A 16,920-nucleotide genomic window follows, 5' to 3' on the forward strand; every position below is an offset into this window, starting at 1 on the left:
CGGCGCAGCCTGCCCCTGTACCCGTGCCCCACTGCCCGGTTCAGGTCGCCCGCGAGGCCCTCGCGCGGCCGGGCCGGCGGCGGGGGAAGGAGTTGGAGAACGCGATCTTCGAGGCCGCGCTCGACCAGCTCACCTCCGGCGGGTACGCGCGGCTGACGATGGAAGGGGTCGCCGGCGCGGCGCGGACCGGGAAGGCCGCGCTCTACCGGCGCTGGGCGTCCAAGGACGAGCTGGTCATCGACGCCCTGGACGCCACTCTGCCACGCCCCTACGACACCCCGGACCTCGGGTCCGCCCATCGTGAATTGCTCCAGCTCATCGAGGGGTTCACCGGGGCGATGGGCTCGCGGCCGGGCGCCGCCATCCAGGTGCTGATGGGCGAGATCGACCATGAACGGGCCGAGGTGTTCAAGGAGTTCATCACCCGGCGGGTGATCGAGCCGACCACGGAGACCATCCTGGCGATCCTGCGCCGGGGCGCCGAACGCGGTGACGTCCGGCCCGGCGCGGCCACCCCGGTCGTCGCGGACGTCGTCCCGGCGATGCTGCTCTACCAGGTGAAGATCTGCGGTCGGCGCAACCTCGGGCCGGAGTACGTGGCCCGGCTGGTGGACGACGTGCTGCTGCCGATCATCCGGGTCTGAGCGGGGACGGCGGGGGTAGCGGGAGTAGCGGGAGTAGCGGCGGGACGGGCGGGAGCGGCGGGTGTAGCGGCGCGACCGGCGGGCCGGGCGGGACCGGCAGGCGGCGGGGGTGGTGGGAGCGGCGGGAGCAGCGGGAGCAGCGGGCCGGTGGGTCCTGCGGCGGGCTTAGGCTGGATGTCGCCAGGGCGGACGAGTCGTTCGCGGCGGGTCCGCTCTCCCGGCGGCCCGCTCTCCCCGCGGGTCCGCTCTCCCGGCGGGTCCGTTCGTCGGGTCCGGCCCGGCGAGCCCGTCCACCCCTCCTCCCGCCGAACGGAAGCCCCCGATGCCCATCGTCCCGCCGACGCACTCCGTCGAGCGCTCGCTCCGCCGCGCCGGCGCCAGGATCGTCGTCGGCCTGGACGAGGTCGGGCGCGGCGCCTGGGCCGGCCCGGTCACCGTGGGGGCCGCCGTCACCGGTCTGCGCAGGGCCCCGGAGGGGCTGACCGACTCCAAGCTGCTCACCGAGCTGCGCCGCCGCGCGCTGGCCCCGGTCCTGGCCGACTGGGTCACCGCGTACGCGCTCGGCCACGCCTCGCCGCAGGAGTGCGACGAGCTCGGCATGACGGCGGCGCTGCGGCTGGCCGCCGTCCGGGCCCTGGAGGCCCTGCCGGTCGAGCCCGACGCGGTGATCCTGGACGGCAAGCACGACTACCTGGGCGGCCCCTGGCGGGTGCGCACCGTGATCAAGGGCGACCAGTCCTGCATCTGCGTCTCCGCCGCCTCGGTGCTCGCCAAGGTCCACCGCGACGGCCTGATGGCCGAACTCGGCGAGGCGCACCCCGAGTACGGCTTCGCGGACAACGCCGGCTACCCGTCCCCGGTGCACCGGGCGGCCCTGGAGGAGCACGGCCCCACCGAGCAGCACCGGCTCTCCTGGGCGTACCTGGACGGGCTGCCGAAGTGGCGTCACCTGAAGCGCGTCCGGGAGGTTCCGGGTGCGCGCGAAGACTCCGCCGACGAACAGTTGACGCTCGGTTTCTGACGGTCCGTCGGAATTGCCCCGGGTGGGGGTGCCGACTCCGTGGTGCCCGATGGGTGGGGCGCCCGTGCGCGTTCGACCGGCATTTGATAGATATCCGGGTATGCCTGTCTTCCCCGAGGAGCCGGAGATTCACGAGAGCCTCCCGGGCCCCGGCGTTCCCTTCCCCCGCGAGTCGGACGCACAAGCCCTCCACACGCCCGCCAGCAGCGGCGCCACCGCCACCGCACCCACCACCGTCGCCGCCGTGCCGGTGCCCGGCCCCCGTCCGGCACCGCCGCGCGCGGCACCCTCGCGCTCCGACCGCCCCGGTCCGCCGCGGCTCATCCCCAAGCCTGGGCCGGCGCCGCGCCGTCCCGCCGAGGCCGTGCCGCAGGTCGAGGTCCAGCGGGTCGCCGCGGCCCCGGCCCAGGCGCTGGACCGCGCGGACGAGGCCGTCGACCGGCTGCTGGACGCCGGCCGCGACCCGGGCCAGATCCTGGTGCTGACGCTCGGCGAGGCGCACCCCTGGCAGCAGCACGAGCTCTCCTTCGGAGAGGAGCGCTACTGGGCGCAACTCGCCGAGGGCGGTGACGTGTTCTACGCCGACGCCGGGCTGGCCCGGCCGGTGAGCCGCGAGGTGGTCGTCCTGGTCGCCAACGGCGGCCCGGCCGCCCGGGCCGCCGAGGCCTACACCGCGGCCCTCGGCCGCGCGACCGCCCTGCTCGTGGTCTGCGGGGAGGCCGGTCCGGCCGCCGCGGCCGGACGCCCGGGCAGAGCCTGAACCGACCGATCCACCCCGGGTCCGGTGCCGCACGGCACCGGACCCGGGGTCCGTCGTACCCGGGGTCCGTCTTCCGGGACCGTCGTACCGGGCGTCGTCGCCCGGACCGGCCGAGCCCGTGGCGGACCGCCCCCTCCCGTCGTCGCCCCGTCGGCTCTGCCGTGCCGCGGTCGTCCTGTCGGGTGGGGCGCCGTCGGCCGCGCCGGAGTCGCGGGCGGCCGGCCCGGGGCGGCGCGAGCGGTGTCGGGAGGTCAGCGGGTGCCGGTGCGGCGGGCCGGTTCGACGGCGGTGACCCGCGCCGGGGTCCACGGGTGCTCGGACTGGCGGGAGTGCTGCGACCGGTCGCTCCGCTGGGCCCGCTCGGGCGCCTGGTGCCGGGCGCGCTGGGCGCGCGGCGTCTCCAGGGCCGAGCGCGGGGGCAGCTCCGTCACGGTGTGCACCGGCCCGTCGGCCCATGAACCCGCGTGCGGATCGCGCCCGCTGCGGCCGTCCCCGAGGACCTGCCAACCCGCCGGGGTGAGGCCGACGTAGGAGCCGCAGCGCAGCCCGTGCAGCGCGGACGCGTCGCGGAGCGCCCACATCCAGGCGCCGTCCTGCTCCGTCCAGCCGGGTGCGCCCTCGCGGCAGCGCAGCAGTACGGCCGTGCGGGCCGGCCGGGCCAGCCGCAGGTCGTGCGGGGTGATCTGGCGCAGCTGGGTGAGCAGGGCGTTGCGGTGCTGCCAGCCGTCGGTGTCGTGCGGCCAGGGCGCGAACGAGGCCGAGGCGGCCAGGTGGTGCAACGCGTCGAGGACGGCGACCACGACCGTGCCCGGTTGCGGCAGGTGGCGCTGGTGCAGTTCCAGGACGAAGTCGCGCGGGTCGCGCAGCAACGGGATCCCCGAGGCGCTCCAGGTCTCCAGGTCCAGGAGCCGTCTGGGCGACGAACTCCGGGCGAGGGGATGCTGACCTCGGCCGATACCGTTGATCACGATCCTCCTTCCTGACCCACGGGCATGCGGGCGCCTGGGTACGACGAAGGCCGGGTCCAGCGGACCGGATTTCGGGTACGCGCCAATTCTCGCGGTAGTGGGGCCGGAGCGGCAACGATGAAATGATGAACGCCACCCGAAAGCCCATGTTCTGCCGGATATGTTCCAGGGCGGCCCGAGCCTCGCTCAGGCGGCGCCGGACCATGATCCGGGCGTCGCGTGAGCGCCCGGTGGACCGCCGTCCGTGCGGTGACCACTCCTTTTTCCGATCACGCCGTCCGGCGGGTCCGTGAGGCTCCGACTTTCTCCCTTCGTTAGGCCATTCGAGTGAGGGCGTGTCGGTGGGCGACCGCTGGTGTCACCCCTGCACGGCCAGCACCAGGGGCAGCACCGCGCTCGCCCCGGCCCGGCGCAGCAGCCGGGCGGCGACCGTGACCGTCCACCCCGAGTCGACCAGGTCGTCCACCAGCAGCACCGGCCCGCCGGCCGCGGCCACCGCCTGGGCGACCTCCGGCGGCAGCACCAGCGCGCCGGCCAGCGAGTGCAGCCGCTGGGCGCTGTTGCTGCGGGCGCCGTGCGGCGGCCGGCCGTCGGCGTACTCGATCCGGCCCAGCAACGGCATCCGCCCGATCTCGGCGATGCGCGCGCCGAGGCTGTCCACCAGGCGGGGCCTGGTGGACGAGGCCATCGTCACCACGCCCACCGGCCGTTCCAGCCGGGTGCCCTCCGCCGTCGCGGGCCCCGCCCAGCCGCCCGGGCCGCGGGCCCAGTCCGCCAGCACCGCCACCAGGGCGTCCACCGCCTCGCCGGGCACCGGCGCGTCCGGGGCCTGCTCGGCGAGCAGGGTGCGCAGCCGGGTGCCCCAGCCGATGTCGGAGAGCCGACCGAGCGCCCGCCCGTTCTCCGCCTGCTCGCCCGCCGGGATCCGGCCCTTCAGCGGCACGCCCACCGCGTCCATCCCGGTCGGCCAGAGCCGGCGCGGCTCGAAGCTGACGCCCGGGCGGCCGAGCGCGGCCCGGGCCGCCTCCAGCGCCGCGGCCGAGACCTCCGGGGTGTGCAGCGGCCCCGCGCAGTTGTCGCACCGGCCGCAGGGCCGGGCCTGGTCGTCGTCGAGCTGGCGGCGCAGGAACTCCATCCGGCAGCCGGTGGTCGACGCGTACTCGCGCATCGCCCGCTGCTCGGCCTCGCGGGAGGCGGCGACCTTGGCGTACCGGTCGGTGTCGTACGCCCAGCTCTGGCCGGTGGCCGTCCAGCCGCCCTTGACCCGGCGGACGGCGCCGTCCACGTCGAGCACCTTGAGCATGGTCTCCAGCCGGGTGCGGCGCAGGTCCACCCGGGGCTCCAGGGCGGCGGTGGAGAGCGGCCGGCCGGCTCCGGCCAGCGCGTCGATGGTGCGGCGGACCTGCTCCTCGGGCGGGAAGGCCAGCGAGGCGAAGTAGCGCCAGATCGCCTCGTCCTCGCGGCCGGGCAGCAGCAGCACCTCGGCCCGGTCGACGCCGCGCCCGGCCCGGCCGACCTGCTGGTAGTAGGCGATCGGCGAGCTGGGCGAGCCGAGGTGCACCACGAAGCCGAGGTCGGGCTTGTCGAAGCCCATGCCCAGCGCGGAGGTGGCGACCAGCGCCTTGACCCGGTTGGCCAGCAGGTCGGCCTCGGCGGTGCGGCGCTCGGCGTCCTCGGTGCGGCCGGAGTACGAGGCCACCGGGAAGCCCCGCTCGCGCAGGAAGGCCGTGACCTCCTCGGCCGCGGCCACCGTCAGGGTGTAGACGATGCCCGAGCCGGGCAGCCGGTCGAGGTGGTCGGCCAGCCAGGCCAGCCGGTGCGCGGGGTCGGGCAGGGCCAGGACGCCGAGGGTCAGGCTCTCCCGGTCGAGCGGACCGCGCAGCACCAGGGCGCGCTCGTCGGTGCCGCCGGTGCCGAGCTGCTCGGCGACGTCCGCGGTGACCCGGGCGTTGGCGGTGGCGGTGGTGGCCAGCACGGGGACGCCGGGCGGGAGCTCGGCGAGCATCGTGCGCAGCCGGCGGTAGTCGGGGCGGAAGTCGTGGCCCCAGTCCGAGATGCAGTGGGCCTCGTCGACCACCAGCAGCCCGGTGGAGGCGGCGAGCTTGGGCAGCACCTGGTCGCGGAAGTCGGGGTTGTTCAGCCGCTCGGGGCTGACCAGCAGGACGTCGACCTTCCCGGCGGAGACCTCGGCCTGGACCTCGTCCCACTCGTCGGTGTTGGCGGAGTTGATCGTCCGGGCGTGGATGCCGGCCCGGGCCGCCGAGTCGACCTGGTTGCGCATCAGGGCGAGCAGCGGGGAGACGATCACGGTGGGCCCCGCGCCGCGGGCCCTGAGCAGGGCGGTGGCGATGAAGTAGACCGCGGACTTCCCCCAGCCGGTGCGCTGCACGACGAGGGCGCGCCGGTGGTCGACCACGAGGGCCTCGATGGCCGTCCACTGGTCCTCGCGCAGGGCGGCCCCGGGCCCGGCGAGCTCGCGCAGGACGGCCTCGGCCCGCGCCCGGACCTCGGCGCGGTCGTCGGCGGTGGCGGTGGTGTGGTTCTCGGGCTGCTGCATGGCGTCCATGTAACCCCGAGCCGCCGACAAGGGGCGAATGCCGGGGTGGCGGAGGTGGTGGAGCCGGGATGTATTTCATCCGCTCTTCCGCTGAACGGGCGCTGACTTTCACCCGCAGGAGTGGCCGCGATGAGCGCCGAATGAGTGAAGCGAAAAAAGAGGGCGGAGTTATCCACAGGAAATGAGAAAGATCCGACGGGTCTTCCGGATTGCGCGACCCTTCCGGTCATGAACGCCATGAACAACGACCCCGTCGTCCTGTCCCTCGGCCCGGCCTCCGGCCACCGGCCGGTCACCCTGCGCGGCCCGGCCGACATGGCCGAGCTGCTCCCCTACCTCCTGGGGTTCTACCCCGACGACAGCATCGTGGCGGTCGGCCTCCAGGGCCCCGGCCTGCGCCAGGGCGGCGTGATCCGGGCGGACGTGCCGGATTCGCCCGAGCACTGGCCGGCGGCCGCGGACGAGACGGCCGCACTCCTGCTCGCCCTCTCCGAGCGCCACGGGGACCGCCCGCACCAGGTGCTCCTCTACCTCTGCCGGGACTCCACCGCCGCGCACGCCCCGCCGGCCGTGGAGGGCCTGCGTCCGTTGGCGGACGCCCTGCGCGCGGCCTTCGCGCGCAGGGGAGTGGCGGTCAAGGAGTCGCTCTGCGTCTCCGACGGCCGCTGGTGGTCCTTCCTCTGCCGCCGCGAGGGCTGCTGCGATCCGGCGGGCAACCCGGTCCACCGGGTGCCCGGCCCGGGCGCGGCGGCCGCCGCCGCGGCCTTCGCCGGACTCGCCCCGCGCGGCAGCCGCAAGGCGATTATCGGCGGGCTGGCGCCGGTCGGGCCGCCGGCCGCGGAGGCCCAGCGGGCGGCGCTCGCCCGGGCCGGCGCGGGGGCCGCCGCGGCCGGTGAGAGCCGGGGTCCGGCCGCTGCCGCGTCCCGGGAGCGGGGCGGCGAGCTGCTCGACCAGGTCTTCGCCGAGTTCGCGGCCGGCGCCCGCGAGGTCGACGAGGAGCGGGCGGCCCGGCTGCTGGTCGCCCTGCGCGACCGGCGCACCAGGGACCGCGGTGTGGAGTACAGCCGCCCCGCCGAGCTGGCGCCCGCCGAGCGGCTCTGGCGCTTCCTGGCCCGGCGCGCGGTGCCGCCCTACGAGGGCTGCGCGGTGGCCCCGCTGACTCTGCTGGCCTGGGCCTCCTGGGTCGCGGGGGACACCGCGACGGCCCGCGTGGTGCTCGGCCACGTCCTCCGGCTCGACCCCTCCTACCTACTGGCGGAGCTGCTGTACGAGTCCCTGAACGACGGCATGGCGCCCGACGGCCTGCTCGCGGCCGTCGAGGCGCAGCGCCGGCGGCGCGAGGCGGGCGGGCCCGCCCCGGCGCCGGTCGGCGAGCCCGCGCGGACCCCCGCGCCGGCGCCGACACCCGCCCGGGATCCGGACCTCGACGGGGAGCCGCCGGCCGCCACGGGCCCGGGCGGCGGGCCCGGTCCCTCGGGTGCCGGGCGCGGTCGCCGCGGCGCCAGGCGGAAGGCGGCCCGGGCCGGTCGGGCCGCCCGGGTCGCGTCGACGGAGGGCGGGCGCGGCGCCGCAGGTCCGTCCGCTCCCGACCCGGGCCCCTCCGGGGCGGCGCCGGAGCAGGCGGGCCCGGGGGCGCTCGCCCTGCTCCCGGTGCCCGGGCGCGCCCCGGGCGGACTCCGGGAGAGGTCCTCCCGGGGCCTGCGGCTCGGCCGGGCGTCGGCGGGCGGGTCGGCGGCCGCGCCGCACGCCGGCGGGCGCCACCGGTGCCGGGGCGTGCGGAGGGCGGCGAGGGGGGTCAGGCGTGCGCAGTGACCTCGGCTGCGGGCCGCCGCGGGCGGCCCGCAGCCGGGCCGCCCGGCTCGGCCGGGGGCCGCTACGCCTCGCCGTGCGCCATCTTGATCAGCCGGTCGAGGACCTTCCCGCCGCTCACCCGCAGGCCGTCGTGCTCCCATTCGTTGGTGACCCAGGTCCGCAGGCCGCGCACCGCGCGGGCGGTCTCCAGCGAGTCGGCGGTGTCCACGTACATGTCGTCGTGGTAGACCGCCGCCACGACGGGCACCGTGTTGGCGGCCAGCCGCGCCGGGTCGTACAGGTCCGGCCAGTCCGCGCGGGCGGCGAGCAGGTCCGCGGTCTCCTTCAGCGGGCGCAGCGCCGGATCGGTGTCGAACATCCAGGGGTAGATCATCTCCCCGGTGAACAGCACCGGGGCGTCGGAGTCCAGCGCGGCCCGGGCGTCGAACTGCGGGAACTCCTTGCGGACCCGCTCGGCGGCCCAGGCGGTGCCGCCGGTGTCCACCGAGCGCTGGCCGTAGATCGACTCGTGCAGCACGGCGTACAGCGGGCCCTCGGCGAAGGACGCCTTGGCCTGGACACCGGCCAGGAAGGTGTCGGAGAGCTCCGGGCCGTCCACTCCGTCCACCCAGGCCTCCTCCAGCAGGTGGTGGAGGGCGCCCGAGCCGCTGCCGCCGCCCAGCATCATCCCGAGGGCCTGGAAGGCCTCGACGGTCAGCCGGCCGCCGTCGGGAAGCGGCGCCGGGGCGGCCGCGAGGTGCGCCGCGATCCGCCGCACCGCCTCGACATCCTGCGGGAACCGTGCGTAGTGGTCCTCGTTCTTCCGGACGACCCGGGGGTAGGCGGCGCGGTAGACGTCGTCCGCCGAACTGCCGAGTCCGGCCAGACCGCCGGTGATGAAGGCTTCGGTCAGACCCTCGGGGGCGAGGGAGAGGTAGGTGAGGGTGCAGAAGCCGCCGAAGCTCTGGCCGAGCAGGCTCCAGCGCCGCTCCGCGCCGAGCAGCCGGTGCCGGATCAGCTCGGCGTCCCGCACGATCGAGTCCGCGCGGAAGTGCGCCAGGTAGTCGGCCTGCGCCCGGGGGCCGCCGCGCCGGGCGAGGGTCTGCCGGTTCGCGGGGGTGGACCGCCCGGTGCCGCGCTGGTCGAGCAGCAGCACCCGGTAGTCGTCGAGGGCGCGGTCCAGCCAGGCGTCCCGGCCCAGCGGGCGGTTGGCCTTGCCGCCGGGGCCGCCCTGGAGGAAGAGCAGCCAGGGCAGGTCGGCCTGCTCGCGGCCGGCGGCGACCACCTCGCGGGCGTAGACCTCGATCTGTTCGCCCTGCGGGGCGGCGTGGTCGAGCGGGACCTGGAAGACGTGGTCGGTCGTGACAATCCCGGGCAGCCGGCTGACGGTGGACATGCAACTCCTCGGTCTCTGCTGGTCACAGCGATGGGGTCGCGGCTCACGGGGTCACCGGGTGCGGGCACCGCGACCTCCGCACCGTATCCTGGCCGCGGTCGGGCGCCGGTTCGACGGCGGCCGTCCACTCGACCAGGAGTACGGCACCGCACCGGAGCCGGCTCCGGCGTGGTCCACGGGCCGGAGCGCGGCGTCCGCCGCCCGGTGGCGGACCCACGAGGCCGCCCCGGCGGAGCGACGGTGACGGCCGGACGCTGACGGTGCGGCCGGTGACGGCCCGACAGCGGTGGTACGACCGCCCGAGGGGCCCGGTGTGAGAGGCCGCACCCGGTGTCGGCCGTGACCTGGGGGCGGTGCGCGGCGTTGACCCCGGGGGCCCTGCGCCCGGCCGCCCGGCGGGCCCGGGCGCCAGGACCGACGACCCGTCGGGCACCGTGGCGGGCCGGGGCGGGCGAGGGGCGTCGCGCCGGTACCCGTCCGGTACCGCGCACCGCTTGGCACGACCCGGCACCGGGTACGGCCGGACAAGCACAGCCGCCGACGGGACACCCCGTCGGCCCGCACCACCAGCACGCGATCGAGCATGCTCGCGGCCCACCGGCCTGACCCGGCCACCGGACCGCCGAGGGGAGGAGAGTCCGGTGACCGCCATGAGGCCACCACAGGCCATGCCGGCCGAGAGCGTGGTCGGCGCGCCGCCGAGACCGGGCGGCCGCGCCGACCAGGTCCCGGCCGGCGGGCCGGCGGGAGCGCCCGCCGGGCCGGGCCGACCCGCGGCCCCGCCGCGGCCGCAGCCGCCCGCCGTCCACCACGCGGTGCTCTGCGTCAACGCCCCCGGGATGGCCGCCTCCGGACCGGACGGCCAGCTGCGCGGCCAGGGCCTGCACGGCTTCTACCGGCACGGAGTGCGGGTGCTCGCCCGGATGGAGCTGCGCCTGGGCGGCATGGAGCCGCTGCCGCTCCAGGGCACCTCGACCAGCACGGCGCAGGCCCGCTTCCTCGGCGCCGTGCGCCTGCCCGGTGACCCGGACCCGGATCCGGCGCTCACCGTCGAGCGGCTGCGGCACGCCGACGGCGTCGAGACGGTCATCGTCCGCAACACCGGCAGTCGGCCCGCCCGGCTGCCGATGGAGATCGCCCTCGGCACCGACCTCGGCCCGGTCGCCGAGATCGCCGCCGGGCACCGCCCGCCCGACCTGCCCGGCCAGGTGCAGTCCGCCGGCCTGCGCTGGGCGGGCCCCGCGCACAGCGCCGTGGTCAGCGCCAAGCCCTCCCCGCACGCGGTGCTGGCCGGCGCCGGAGTGCTCCGGTGGGACTTGGAGGTCCAGCCCGGCGCCCGCTGGTCGGTCGAGCTGCGCGTCGAGCTGGAGAGCGCGGCCCCGGGCCCGCGCCCGCCCGGCGGCCGCGGCACCGGTGTGCCGCTGCCCTGGGCGGAGCCCGGGGTCCGCTGCGACGACGCCCGGGCCGCCCAGCTGGTCACCCGCTCGCTGGACGCCCTCGGCGGGCTGCTGTTCGCCGATCCGGACCGCCCGACCGACCTCTACCCGGCCTCCGGCGCGCCCTGGCGGTTCGGCCTCGCCCCGGCCGACGCGCTCTGGGCCGCCCGGCTCACCCTGCCGCTCGGCACCCGCCTCGCGGCCGGCACCCTGCGGGCACTGGCCCGCCGTCAGCAGCTCGCCCCCGCCCCGGGCCGCACCGAGGGCCTGCTGCCCGGCGCCCTCCGGCACGGCGGCCCCGAACTGCCGCCCACCTGCACCGCCACCGAGGCCACCCTGCTGTTCGTCACGGTGCTGGCCGAGGCCTGGCGCTGGGGCCTGCCCCGGGCGGAGACGGCCGACCTCCTCCCGGCCGCCGAGCGGGCCCTGTCCGCGCTCCGCGACGGCCTGGTCGACGGCTTCGTCACCGACCTCAGCCGCCCGGCGGAGGACCGCGCCGCGCACCCGGTGGCCGCCCGCACCGAGGTCCAGGCCCAGGCCCACCGCGCCGCCCTGCACGGCGCGGACCTGCTGGAGGCCTTCGGCCGCCCCGGCGCGCAGGAGTGGCGCAGCTGGGCCGCCGACCTGCGCGGGCGCTTCCGCGAGCGGTTCTGGATCGACGACCTCTCCGGCGGCCGGCCCGCCGCCGGGCTCGCCCCGGGCGGCCAGCCGCTGCCGGCCGTCGCCTCCTCCCTGGTCCACCTGCTCGACACCGGGCTCGCCGCCGACGGCGGCCGCCACGAGACCCTGCTGGACCGCGAGCAGACCAGGCTGCTCGCCCAGCGGCTCGCCGCGCCGGAGCTGGACAGCGGCTGGGGTCTGCGCACGCTCAGCGCCAAGTCCCCCCGGTTCAACCCGCTGGGCCACCGCGGCGGCGCGGTGCGCGTCCACGAGACGGCGCTGGCGGTCGCCGGTCTCGCCGAGGCCGGTCACGAGAACGAGGCCGGCGCCCTGCTGGAGGGGCTGCTCGCCGCCGCCGCCCACTTCGAGGGCCGGCTGCCCGAGATGTACGCGGGTGAGCAGCGCACCGCCGGCTGCCCGCCGGTGCCCCATCCGGCGGCGTGCCGCCCCGCGGCCGTCTCGGCGGCCGGCGCCGCCCACGCGGTGTTCGCACTCGCCGGGGTCCGTCCGGACGTCCCGGGCGGCCGGGTGCTGGTCCGGCCGGCCAGCACCGCGCCGCTGGGCGAGCTGGAGCTGACCGGCCTGCGGGTCGCCGGTGAGCCCTTCTCGGTGCGGGTCAGCCGGATCGGCGTGGCGATGGTCGAGGAGGCCTCGGCGGAGCTGCAGCTGGTCGCCCGCTGACCGGCCCCGCCCGGTCGCCGGGGCGGGGCGGGGCCCAGGTGAGGGGAGGCGGAGGGCGGAGCGGCCCGCGGCCGGCGGGTGCGTAGCCGCCCGGCCGCAGTCCGTGCACGGGCCTGTGCTTATCGTCAGAAAGACGACTATGATCGTCGCCATGTCGCGCTACGATCCGTCGGCCTTCCCCCCGTTCGCTGTCACGGTTGACCTGGTGGTTCTGACGGTGCGCGACCACGCGCTCTGCGCCCTGTTGGTCAGACGTGGTGAGCCGCCGTTCCAGGGGTACTGGGCGCTGCCCGGCGGCTTCGTCCGCCCGGACGAGGGCCTGGCCGAGGCCGCCTCCCGGGAGCTGGCCGAGGAGACCGGCCTGCGCGCGCACTCCGCCCCCGGCCACGAGGCCGTCGGCCCCGGCGCGGCCGGCGCGCACCTGGAGCAGCTCGCCACCTACGGCCACCCGCAGCGCGACCCCAGGATGCGGGTGGTCAGCGTCGCGTACCTGGTCCTCGCGCCCGACCTGCCGACCCCGCGGGCCGGCGGCGACGCCAGCAGCGCCCGCTGGGCGCCGGTCGTCGAACTGCTCGGCCAGAGCCCGGCCGACGGCGTCCCGCTCGCCTTCGACCACGGGCTGATCCTCGCCGACGGCGTCGAGCGCGCCCGCTCCAAGATCGAGTACTCCTCCCTCGCCACCGCCTTCTGCCCGACCGAGTTCACCGTCGGCGAGCTCCGCCGGGTCTACGAGGCCGTCTGGGGCGTGGCCCTCGACCCGCGGAACTTCCACCGCAAGGTCACCGGCACGCCGGGCTTCCTGCTGCCCTCCGGCGGCACGACGACCCGTCAGGGCGGTCGTCCGGCGCAGCTGTTCACCGCCGGCGGCGCGACCGTCCTCAACCCGCCGATGCTGCGCCCGGAGTCCTGACCGGGCCCGGCCGCGGCCCCCTGTCGTCGGCCCGGCCCGCCGCGCCGCCCACCGGGCGGCGTACCCGCCGGGACGGTCCCGGCGGGCCCCGGGATCGGATTGTCCCCTGATCGGGTGAGGTGGACGGCGGGCGGGCCCGCGCCGCTCCCGCAATGCCCGGAATCGCCGCCGCCTCCCCCTAGTGTGCTGGCGCGGAGCCGTGCGGGCACAGGCCGACAGCACCGGGGGCGCTCCGCTTCCAGCAGGCCGGCCGAGGGCATGGGAGCAGGCAGCGATGATCCAGATCACCGGACTGACCAAGGTCTATCGCAAGGGCGATCCGCCCGCCGTCCTCGACCTGACCTTCGACGCCCGACCCGGCCTGGTGACGGCGCTGCTTGGCGCGGAGGAGGCGGGGAAGTCCACCGCGCTGCGGCTGATGCTCGAACTCGAACGCGGCCAGGGCGTCACGCTCTTCGGCGGCCGCACCTACCGCCGACTGCGCCGCCCAGAGCGCCAGGTCGGCGTGCTGCTGCCGGGCCCCGGCCAGGGGGCGGCCGCGGTCGCCGGCCACCCGGGCCGCCGCGCCCACGGCCACCTGCGGATGCTCGCCGCGGCCGTCGGCGTCCCCGCCCGGCGGGCCGACGAGCTGCTGGAGCAGACCAGGCTGGCCGCCGTCGCCGGGCAGCGGCTGCGCAGCTTCTCGCCCGGCATGCACCGCCGGCTCTCCCTGGCGGCCGCGCTGCTCGGCGACCCCGGCACCCTCCTGCTGGACGCGCCGACCGAGGGCCTGTCGCCGCGCAACGTCGAGTGGTTCCACTCCTTCCTGCGTTCGTTCGCCGTGGCCGGCGGGACGGTCCTGGTGACCACCCGCACCCCGCAGGAGGCCGCCCAGCTCGCCGACCGGGTCGTCACCCTGGACCGCGGCCGGCTGGTGGCCGACCAGCCGGTGTCGGAGTTCCGGCGGACCCGCCTCAGCCCCGAAGTCGCCGTGCGCGGGCCGCAGATGGCGCGACTGGCCGACCTGCTGGTCAGCCAGGGCGCCGAGGTGCGCCGGGACGGCGGCGCGGGGCTCGCGGTGGCCGGTGTCGAGCGCACCGAGATCGGTGAACTCGCCTACCGCCACGGCATCCTGCTGCACGAACTGGCCGACCGGGTGGTCGAGCAGCCGGCCCCCCGGGCCGTGCTGCCGGTCGCCTCGGGCCGTGCCGGTCACCCGGGCGTCCGGCCGGTGACCACCGTCGAGCCGGGCCCCGCCCTCGCCGCGGACACCCCGACCGCCCCGGCCGCCCCGGCCGCCGAGGTGCCGCGGCACCGGGACGCGGCCGTGCTGCCCACCCGCGCACTGCCCGTGGTCTCGGCCGCGACGGCCCTCTCGGCCCTCGCCGCCGCCCGCCGGGCCGCACCCGCCGAGCCGGCGGGGCCCCCCGAGCCTGCGGGGCCCGTCGGGCCCGGCGACTCCGCCGATCCCGAGGACGTCCCCCCGACCGTCGCCGTGGACCGGCTGTTCCGCAACGGCCCCGGCGGTCCGGCCCGCCGCGACCGCACCGACCGCTCCGAGCCCACCGCATCGGTCGGGGCCGACGGGTCGGCCGAGGACCCCGTGCCGCCCCTCCCGGCGACCCCGGCCGCGACCCCGGCCGCGGCCCGCGCCAACGCCGCGGACCTGCTGACCGAGGACACCGTCCGGCTCGGACGCCTCACCCTGACCCCGCCCCCGGCCCGGTCCCCGGAGGCGGCCGCCACCGAGGCCCCCGCCGCGCCGGCCGCCCCCGCCACCACCGACGACCACCGGAGCGAGTGAACCGTGCGAGTCCTGGCCTACGAGCTGCGCCGCCTGCGCGGCCTGCGTTCCACCTGGCTGCTGCTGGCCGCCGTGCTGCTCTGCGACGCCGCCGTGGCCGCCGTCCTGGCGGGTCAGACCCCTGCCGGCCCGCTGCCCGCGGCCGCCGGGGTGCGGCTGCTGACCGCCGCCGTGCCGCTGGTCCCGCTGCCCTTCGCGGCGCTCGGCGCGGGCGTGCTGGGCGCGCTCTCGTACGGGCACGAGGTGCGCCACCCGGGGCTGCCGGCCTCGCTGGTGTCCTACCCGCGCCGGGTCCGGCTGCTGCTGGTCAAGCTGCTGGTGATCGGCCCGGTCGCGGGGCTGCTGGCGCTCGCCACCCTGCTGCTCGACGCGGTCGCCGTGCACCTCGCGCTGCCCGCCGGGGTGACGGTGGCCGCCTGGGCGCAGCCCTCCGCGGTGTCGGGCCGGGTGTCCGGGGCGCTGGCCGCCGCCGGGCTGGACGGTCTGGCGGACCTCCCGGGGGTCTTCGCCCCGGTCGGCCCGGCGGTCGGCCACGGCGTGCCGGCCGCCCTGCTGGCGTTCGTCCTGCTGACCGTCGTGGCGGGCTGGACCGGGGTGCTGACGGCTTCGCTGACCCGCAGCGCGGCGGCCGGGCTGCTGCTGCTGCTGTGCGCGCTGCCCCCGCTGCTGGAGTCCGGGGTGGCGCTGCTGCTGCGGCAGACCGGCCGGCCGTGGCCGGCCCGCGCGGCGGGGCTGCTGCCGTTCCAGTCCGGCATCGAGTGGGCCTACGGCTGGGTGTACCGCGGGGGCCGGGAGGTCGCGGCCGGGGGCACGGCGTTGACGGATCCGGCCCTGCTCGCGGCGGTGGCCGCCCCCGCGGTGGTGCTGCTGCTGGCGGCCCTGCTGGTCCAGGTCCGGCGGCGAGCGCTCTGAGGCCGGCGTCGCCGTCCGCCGGACGGCTGTCGCACCGAAGCACCAAGATCGACCAGCAGTGACCGTAATGAGCGGTTCTTCCTGATAAGAAGTCAATTATCCAGTCGCGGTCGATCACCCTTTCGTGTGCTTTTCACGAGAATTCTCAAGCTGCGCCTGCCGATCGCCGACAAAGGAGCTGTGAGTACCCTTGCGCACCCCACCATGACCCCCGCCCGTTCCGCCGAAGGGCCCATCCACGGCCCCGGCGATCTGGACCGCTTCTCGTACGCCGACCGGCCGACCCCGCCGGCCCCCCGCTGGGAGGGCGCCGAGTCCGACCTCGTGCGGGTCGGCCGCAAGACCACCAGCAGCCGCGGCCGCGGTCTGCACGGCCAGCTGGTCCAGCAGCTCGGCCAGATGATCGTCTCCGGCGACCTCGGCGCCGACCGCCCGCTCGTCCCCGAGGAGATCGGCCAGCGGTTCGAGGTGTCCCGGACCGTCGTCCGCGAGTCGCTGCGCGTGCTGGAGGCCAAGGGCCTGGTCAGCGCCCGGCCGAACGTCGGCACCCGGGTCCGCCCGGTGGGCGACTGGAACCTGCTGGACCCGGACATCATCGAGTGGCGCGCCTTCGGCCCGCAGCGCGACGAGCAGCGCCGGGAGCTGTTCGAGCTCCGCTGGGCGATCGACCCGCTGGCCGCCCGGCTCGCCGCCGGCCACGGCCGGGAGGACGTCCAGCAGCGGCTGGTCGAGCTGGTCGAGATCATGGGCCACGCCGCCGCCCAGGCGGACCTCTCCACCTACACCCGGGCCGACGCCGAGCTGCACGGCCTGGTCCTGCAGATGGCGGGCAACCGGATGCTGGAGCACCTGTCCGCGATCGTCGCCGGCGCGCTGCAGGTGTCGGGCGGTCCGGCCACCTCCTGCGAGCGGCCGTCCGAGGCCTCGGTCAGCCTGCACGCCCGGCTGGTGGACGCGCTGGGGACCGGCGACGGCACCGCGGGCGAGGTCGCGATGCGGGCGCTGCTCACCGCGCACCCCGAGATCGAGCCGTCCGTGCCGGCTCCCCGGGAGCACTGAGCGGGCTGTTCCGACGAGCCGGGGCGCCCCGGGCGTCCACCGCTCCTCCAGAGCCCTCCGGCCGCGCCCGTGCGGTGCAGCCGGAGGGCCTCTGCACACCGGTGGCCCGACCGGAACCCGAAATGTAGCGCCCATGACAACAGGTTTCGGCGCGAGTGCGCGATGATGGACTCCGGCCCGGTGGCCGCGGACGCCGAGTGGTGTGACCCGCGACACGAAGGCCATGCGTAACACTTGACGAGTAGCAGCGATGTCTCCTGAGCGGGAGCAGCTCCGGAATACTCCAACATGTCAGAATGCTGTGTTGGTCCGCGGCGCTGCTGCCGTCCTGCAAACCCAGTC

General features: G+C 77.1%; 12 protein-coding genes. 9 read left to right on the top strand and 3 right to left on the bottom strand.

Features of this window, described 5'->3' with window-relative positions:
* The first annotated feature begins 92 nt into the window (after positions 1-92).
* The 3 genes from ACFYUY_RS31500 to ACFYUY_RS31510 all read left to right on the top strand — a co-directional run bounded on the left by ACFYUY_RS31500 (position 93) and on the right by ACFYUY_RS31510 (position 2,425).
* Positions 93-644 carry a TetR/AcrR family transcriptional regulator gene (locus tag ACFYUY_RS31500; protein ID WP_360212296.1) on the top strand — a complete coding sequence of 184 codons (552 nt, stop codon included), beginning with the start codon at positions 93-95 and terminating at the stop codon, positions 642-644.
* A 322-nt stretch (positions 645-966) separates the two neighbouring features.
* Entirely contained in the window at positions 967-1,665 is a 699-nt protein-coding gene (locus ACFYUY_RS31505; protein ID WP_360212294.1) for a ribonuclease HII, read from the top strand.
* Positions 1,666-1,765: 100 nt separating this feature from the next.
* A complete protein-coding gene (locus ACFYUY_RS31510) occupies positions 1,766-2,425 on the top strand; it encodes a hypothetical protein (RefSeq protein WP_387905738.1) in 660 nt (219 codons plus the stop codon).
* A gap of 251 nt (positions 2,426-2,676) precedes the next feature.
* On the opposite strand, the gene ACFYUY_RS31515 is transcribed toward ACFYUY_RS31510, so the two are convergent.
* Together ACFYUY_RS31515 and ACFYUY_RS31520 are read right to left on the bottom strand one after the other, a co-directional pair.
* Positions 2,677-3,393 (bottom strand): hypothetical protein, encoded by a 717-nt coding sequence (locus ACFYUY_RS31515; RefSeq protein ID WP_387905741.1) that lies wholly within the window; start codon positions 3,391-3,393, stop codon positions 2,677-2,679.
* 358 nt (positions 3,394-3,751) lie between these two features.
* A complete protein-coding gene (locus tag ACFYUY_RS31520) occupies positions 3,752-5,950 on the bottom strand; it encodes a RecQ family ATP-dependent DNA helicase (protein WP_360212290.1) in 2,199 nt (732 codons plus the stop codon).
* 228 nt (positions 5,951-6,178) lie between these two features.
* Between ACFYUY_RS31520 and ACFYUY_RS31525 the strand changes: the two genes are divergently transcribed.
* Positions 6,179-7,762: a DUF4192 domain-containing protein gene (locus tag ACFYUY_RS31525; protein WP_387905745.1), complete on the top strand. Its 1,584-nt coding sequence runs from the start codon at positions 6,179-6,181 to the stop codon at positions 7,760-7,762.
* 61 nt (positions 7,763-7,823) lie between these two features.
* Here ACFYUY_RS31525 and ACFYUY_RS31530 read toward each other — a convergent pair whose 3' ends face one another.
* A complete protein-coding gene (locus tag ACFYUY_RS31530) occupies positions 7,824-9,137 on the bottom strand; it encodes an alpha/beta fold hydrolase (protein ID WP_387905747.1) in 1,314 nt (437 codons plus the stop codon).
* Positions 9,138-9,787: 650 nt separating this feature from the next.
* Between ACFYUY_RS31530 and ACFYUY_RS31535 the strand changes: the two genes are divergently transcribed.
* From ACFYUY_RS31535 to ACFYUY_RS31555, 5 genes are all read left to right on the top strand, one after another.
* The gene (locus tag ACFYUY_RS31535) at positions 9,788-11,914 is read left to right on the top strand and encodes a glycogen debranching N-terminal domain-containing protein (RefSeq protein WP_360212339.1); all 2,127 of its coding nucleotides are present in this window, start codon (positions 9,788-9,790) and stop codon (positions 11,912-11,914) included.
* Positions 11,915-12,065: 151 nt separating this feature from the next.
* Entirely contained in the window at positions 12,066-12,824 is a 759-nt protein-coding gene (locus tag ACFYUY_RS31540; protein ID WP_360212284.1) for an NUDIX domain-containing protein, read from the top strand.
* 274 nt (positions 12,825-13,098) lie between these two features.
* Positions 13,099-14,607 carry an ATP-binding cassette domain-containing protein gene (locus ACFYUY_RS31545; RefSeq protein ID WP_387905750.1) on the top strand — a complete coding sequence of 503 codons (1,509 nt, stop codon included), beginning with the start codon at positions 13,099-13,101 and terminating at the stop codon, positions 14,605-14,607.
* A gap of 3 nt (positions 14,608-14,610) precedes the next feature.
* Positions 14,611-15,519: a hypothetical protein gene (locus ACFYUY_RS31550; RefSeq protein ID WP_387905752.1), complete on the top strand. Its 909-nt coding sequence runs from the start codon at positions 14,611-14,613 to the stop codon at positions 15,517-15,519.
* A gap of 126 nt (positions 15,520-15,645) precedes the next feature.
* The gene (locus tag ACFYUY_RS31555) at positions 15,646-16,578 is read left to right on the top strand and encodes an FCD domain-containing protein (RefSeq protein WP_360212279.1); all 933 of its coding nucleotides are present in this window, start codon (positions 15,646-15,648) and stop codon (positions 16,576-16,578) included.
* The last annotated feature ends 342 nt before the right edge of the window (positions 16,579-16,920 follow it).

This window comes from Kitasatospora sp. NPDC004745, from assembly GCF_042873275.1.
GTDB lineage: Bacteria > Actinomycetota > Actinomycetes > Streptomycetales > Streptomycetaceae > Kitasatospora.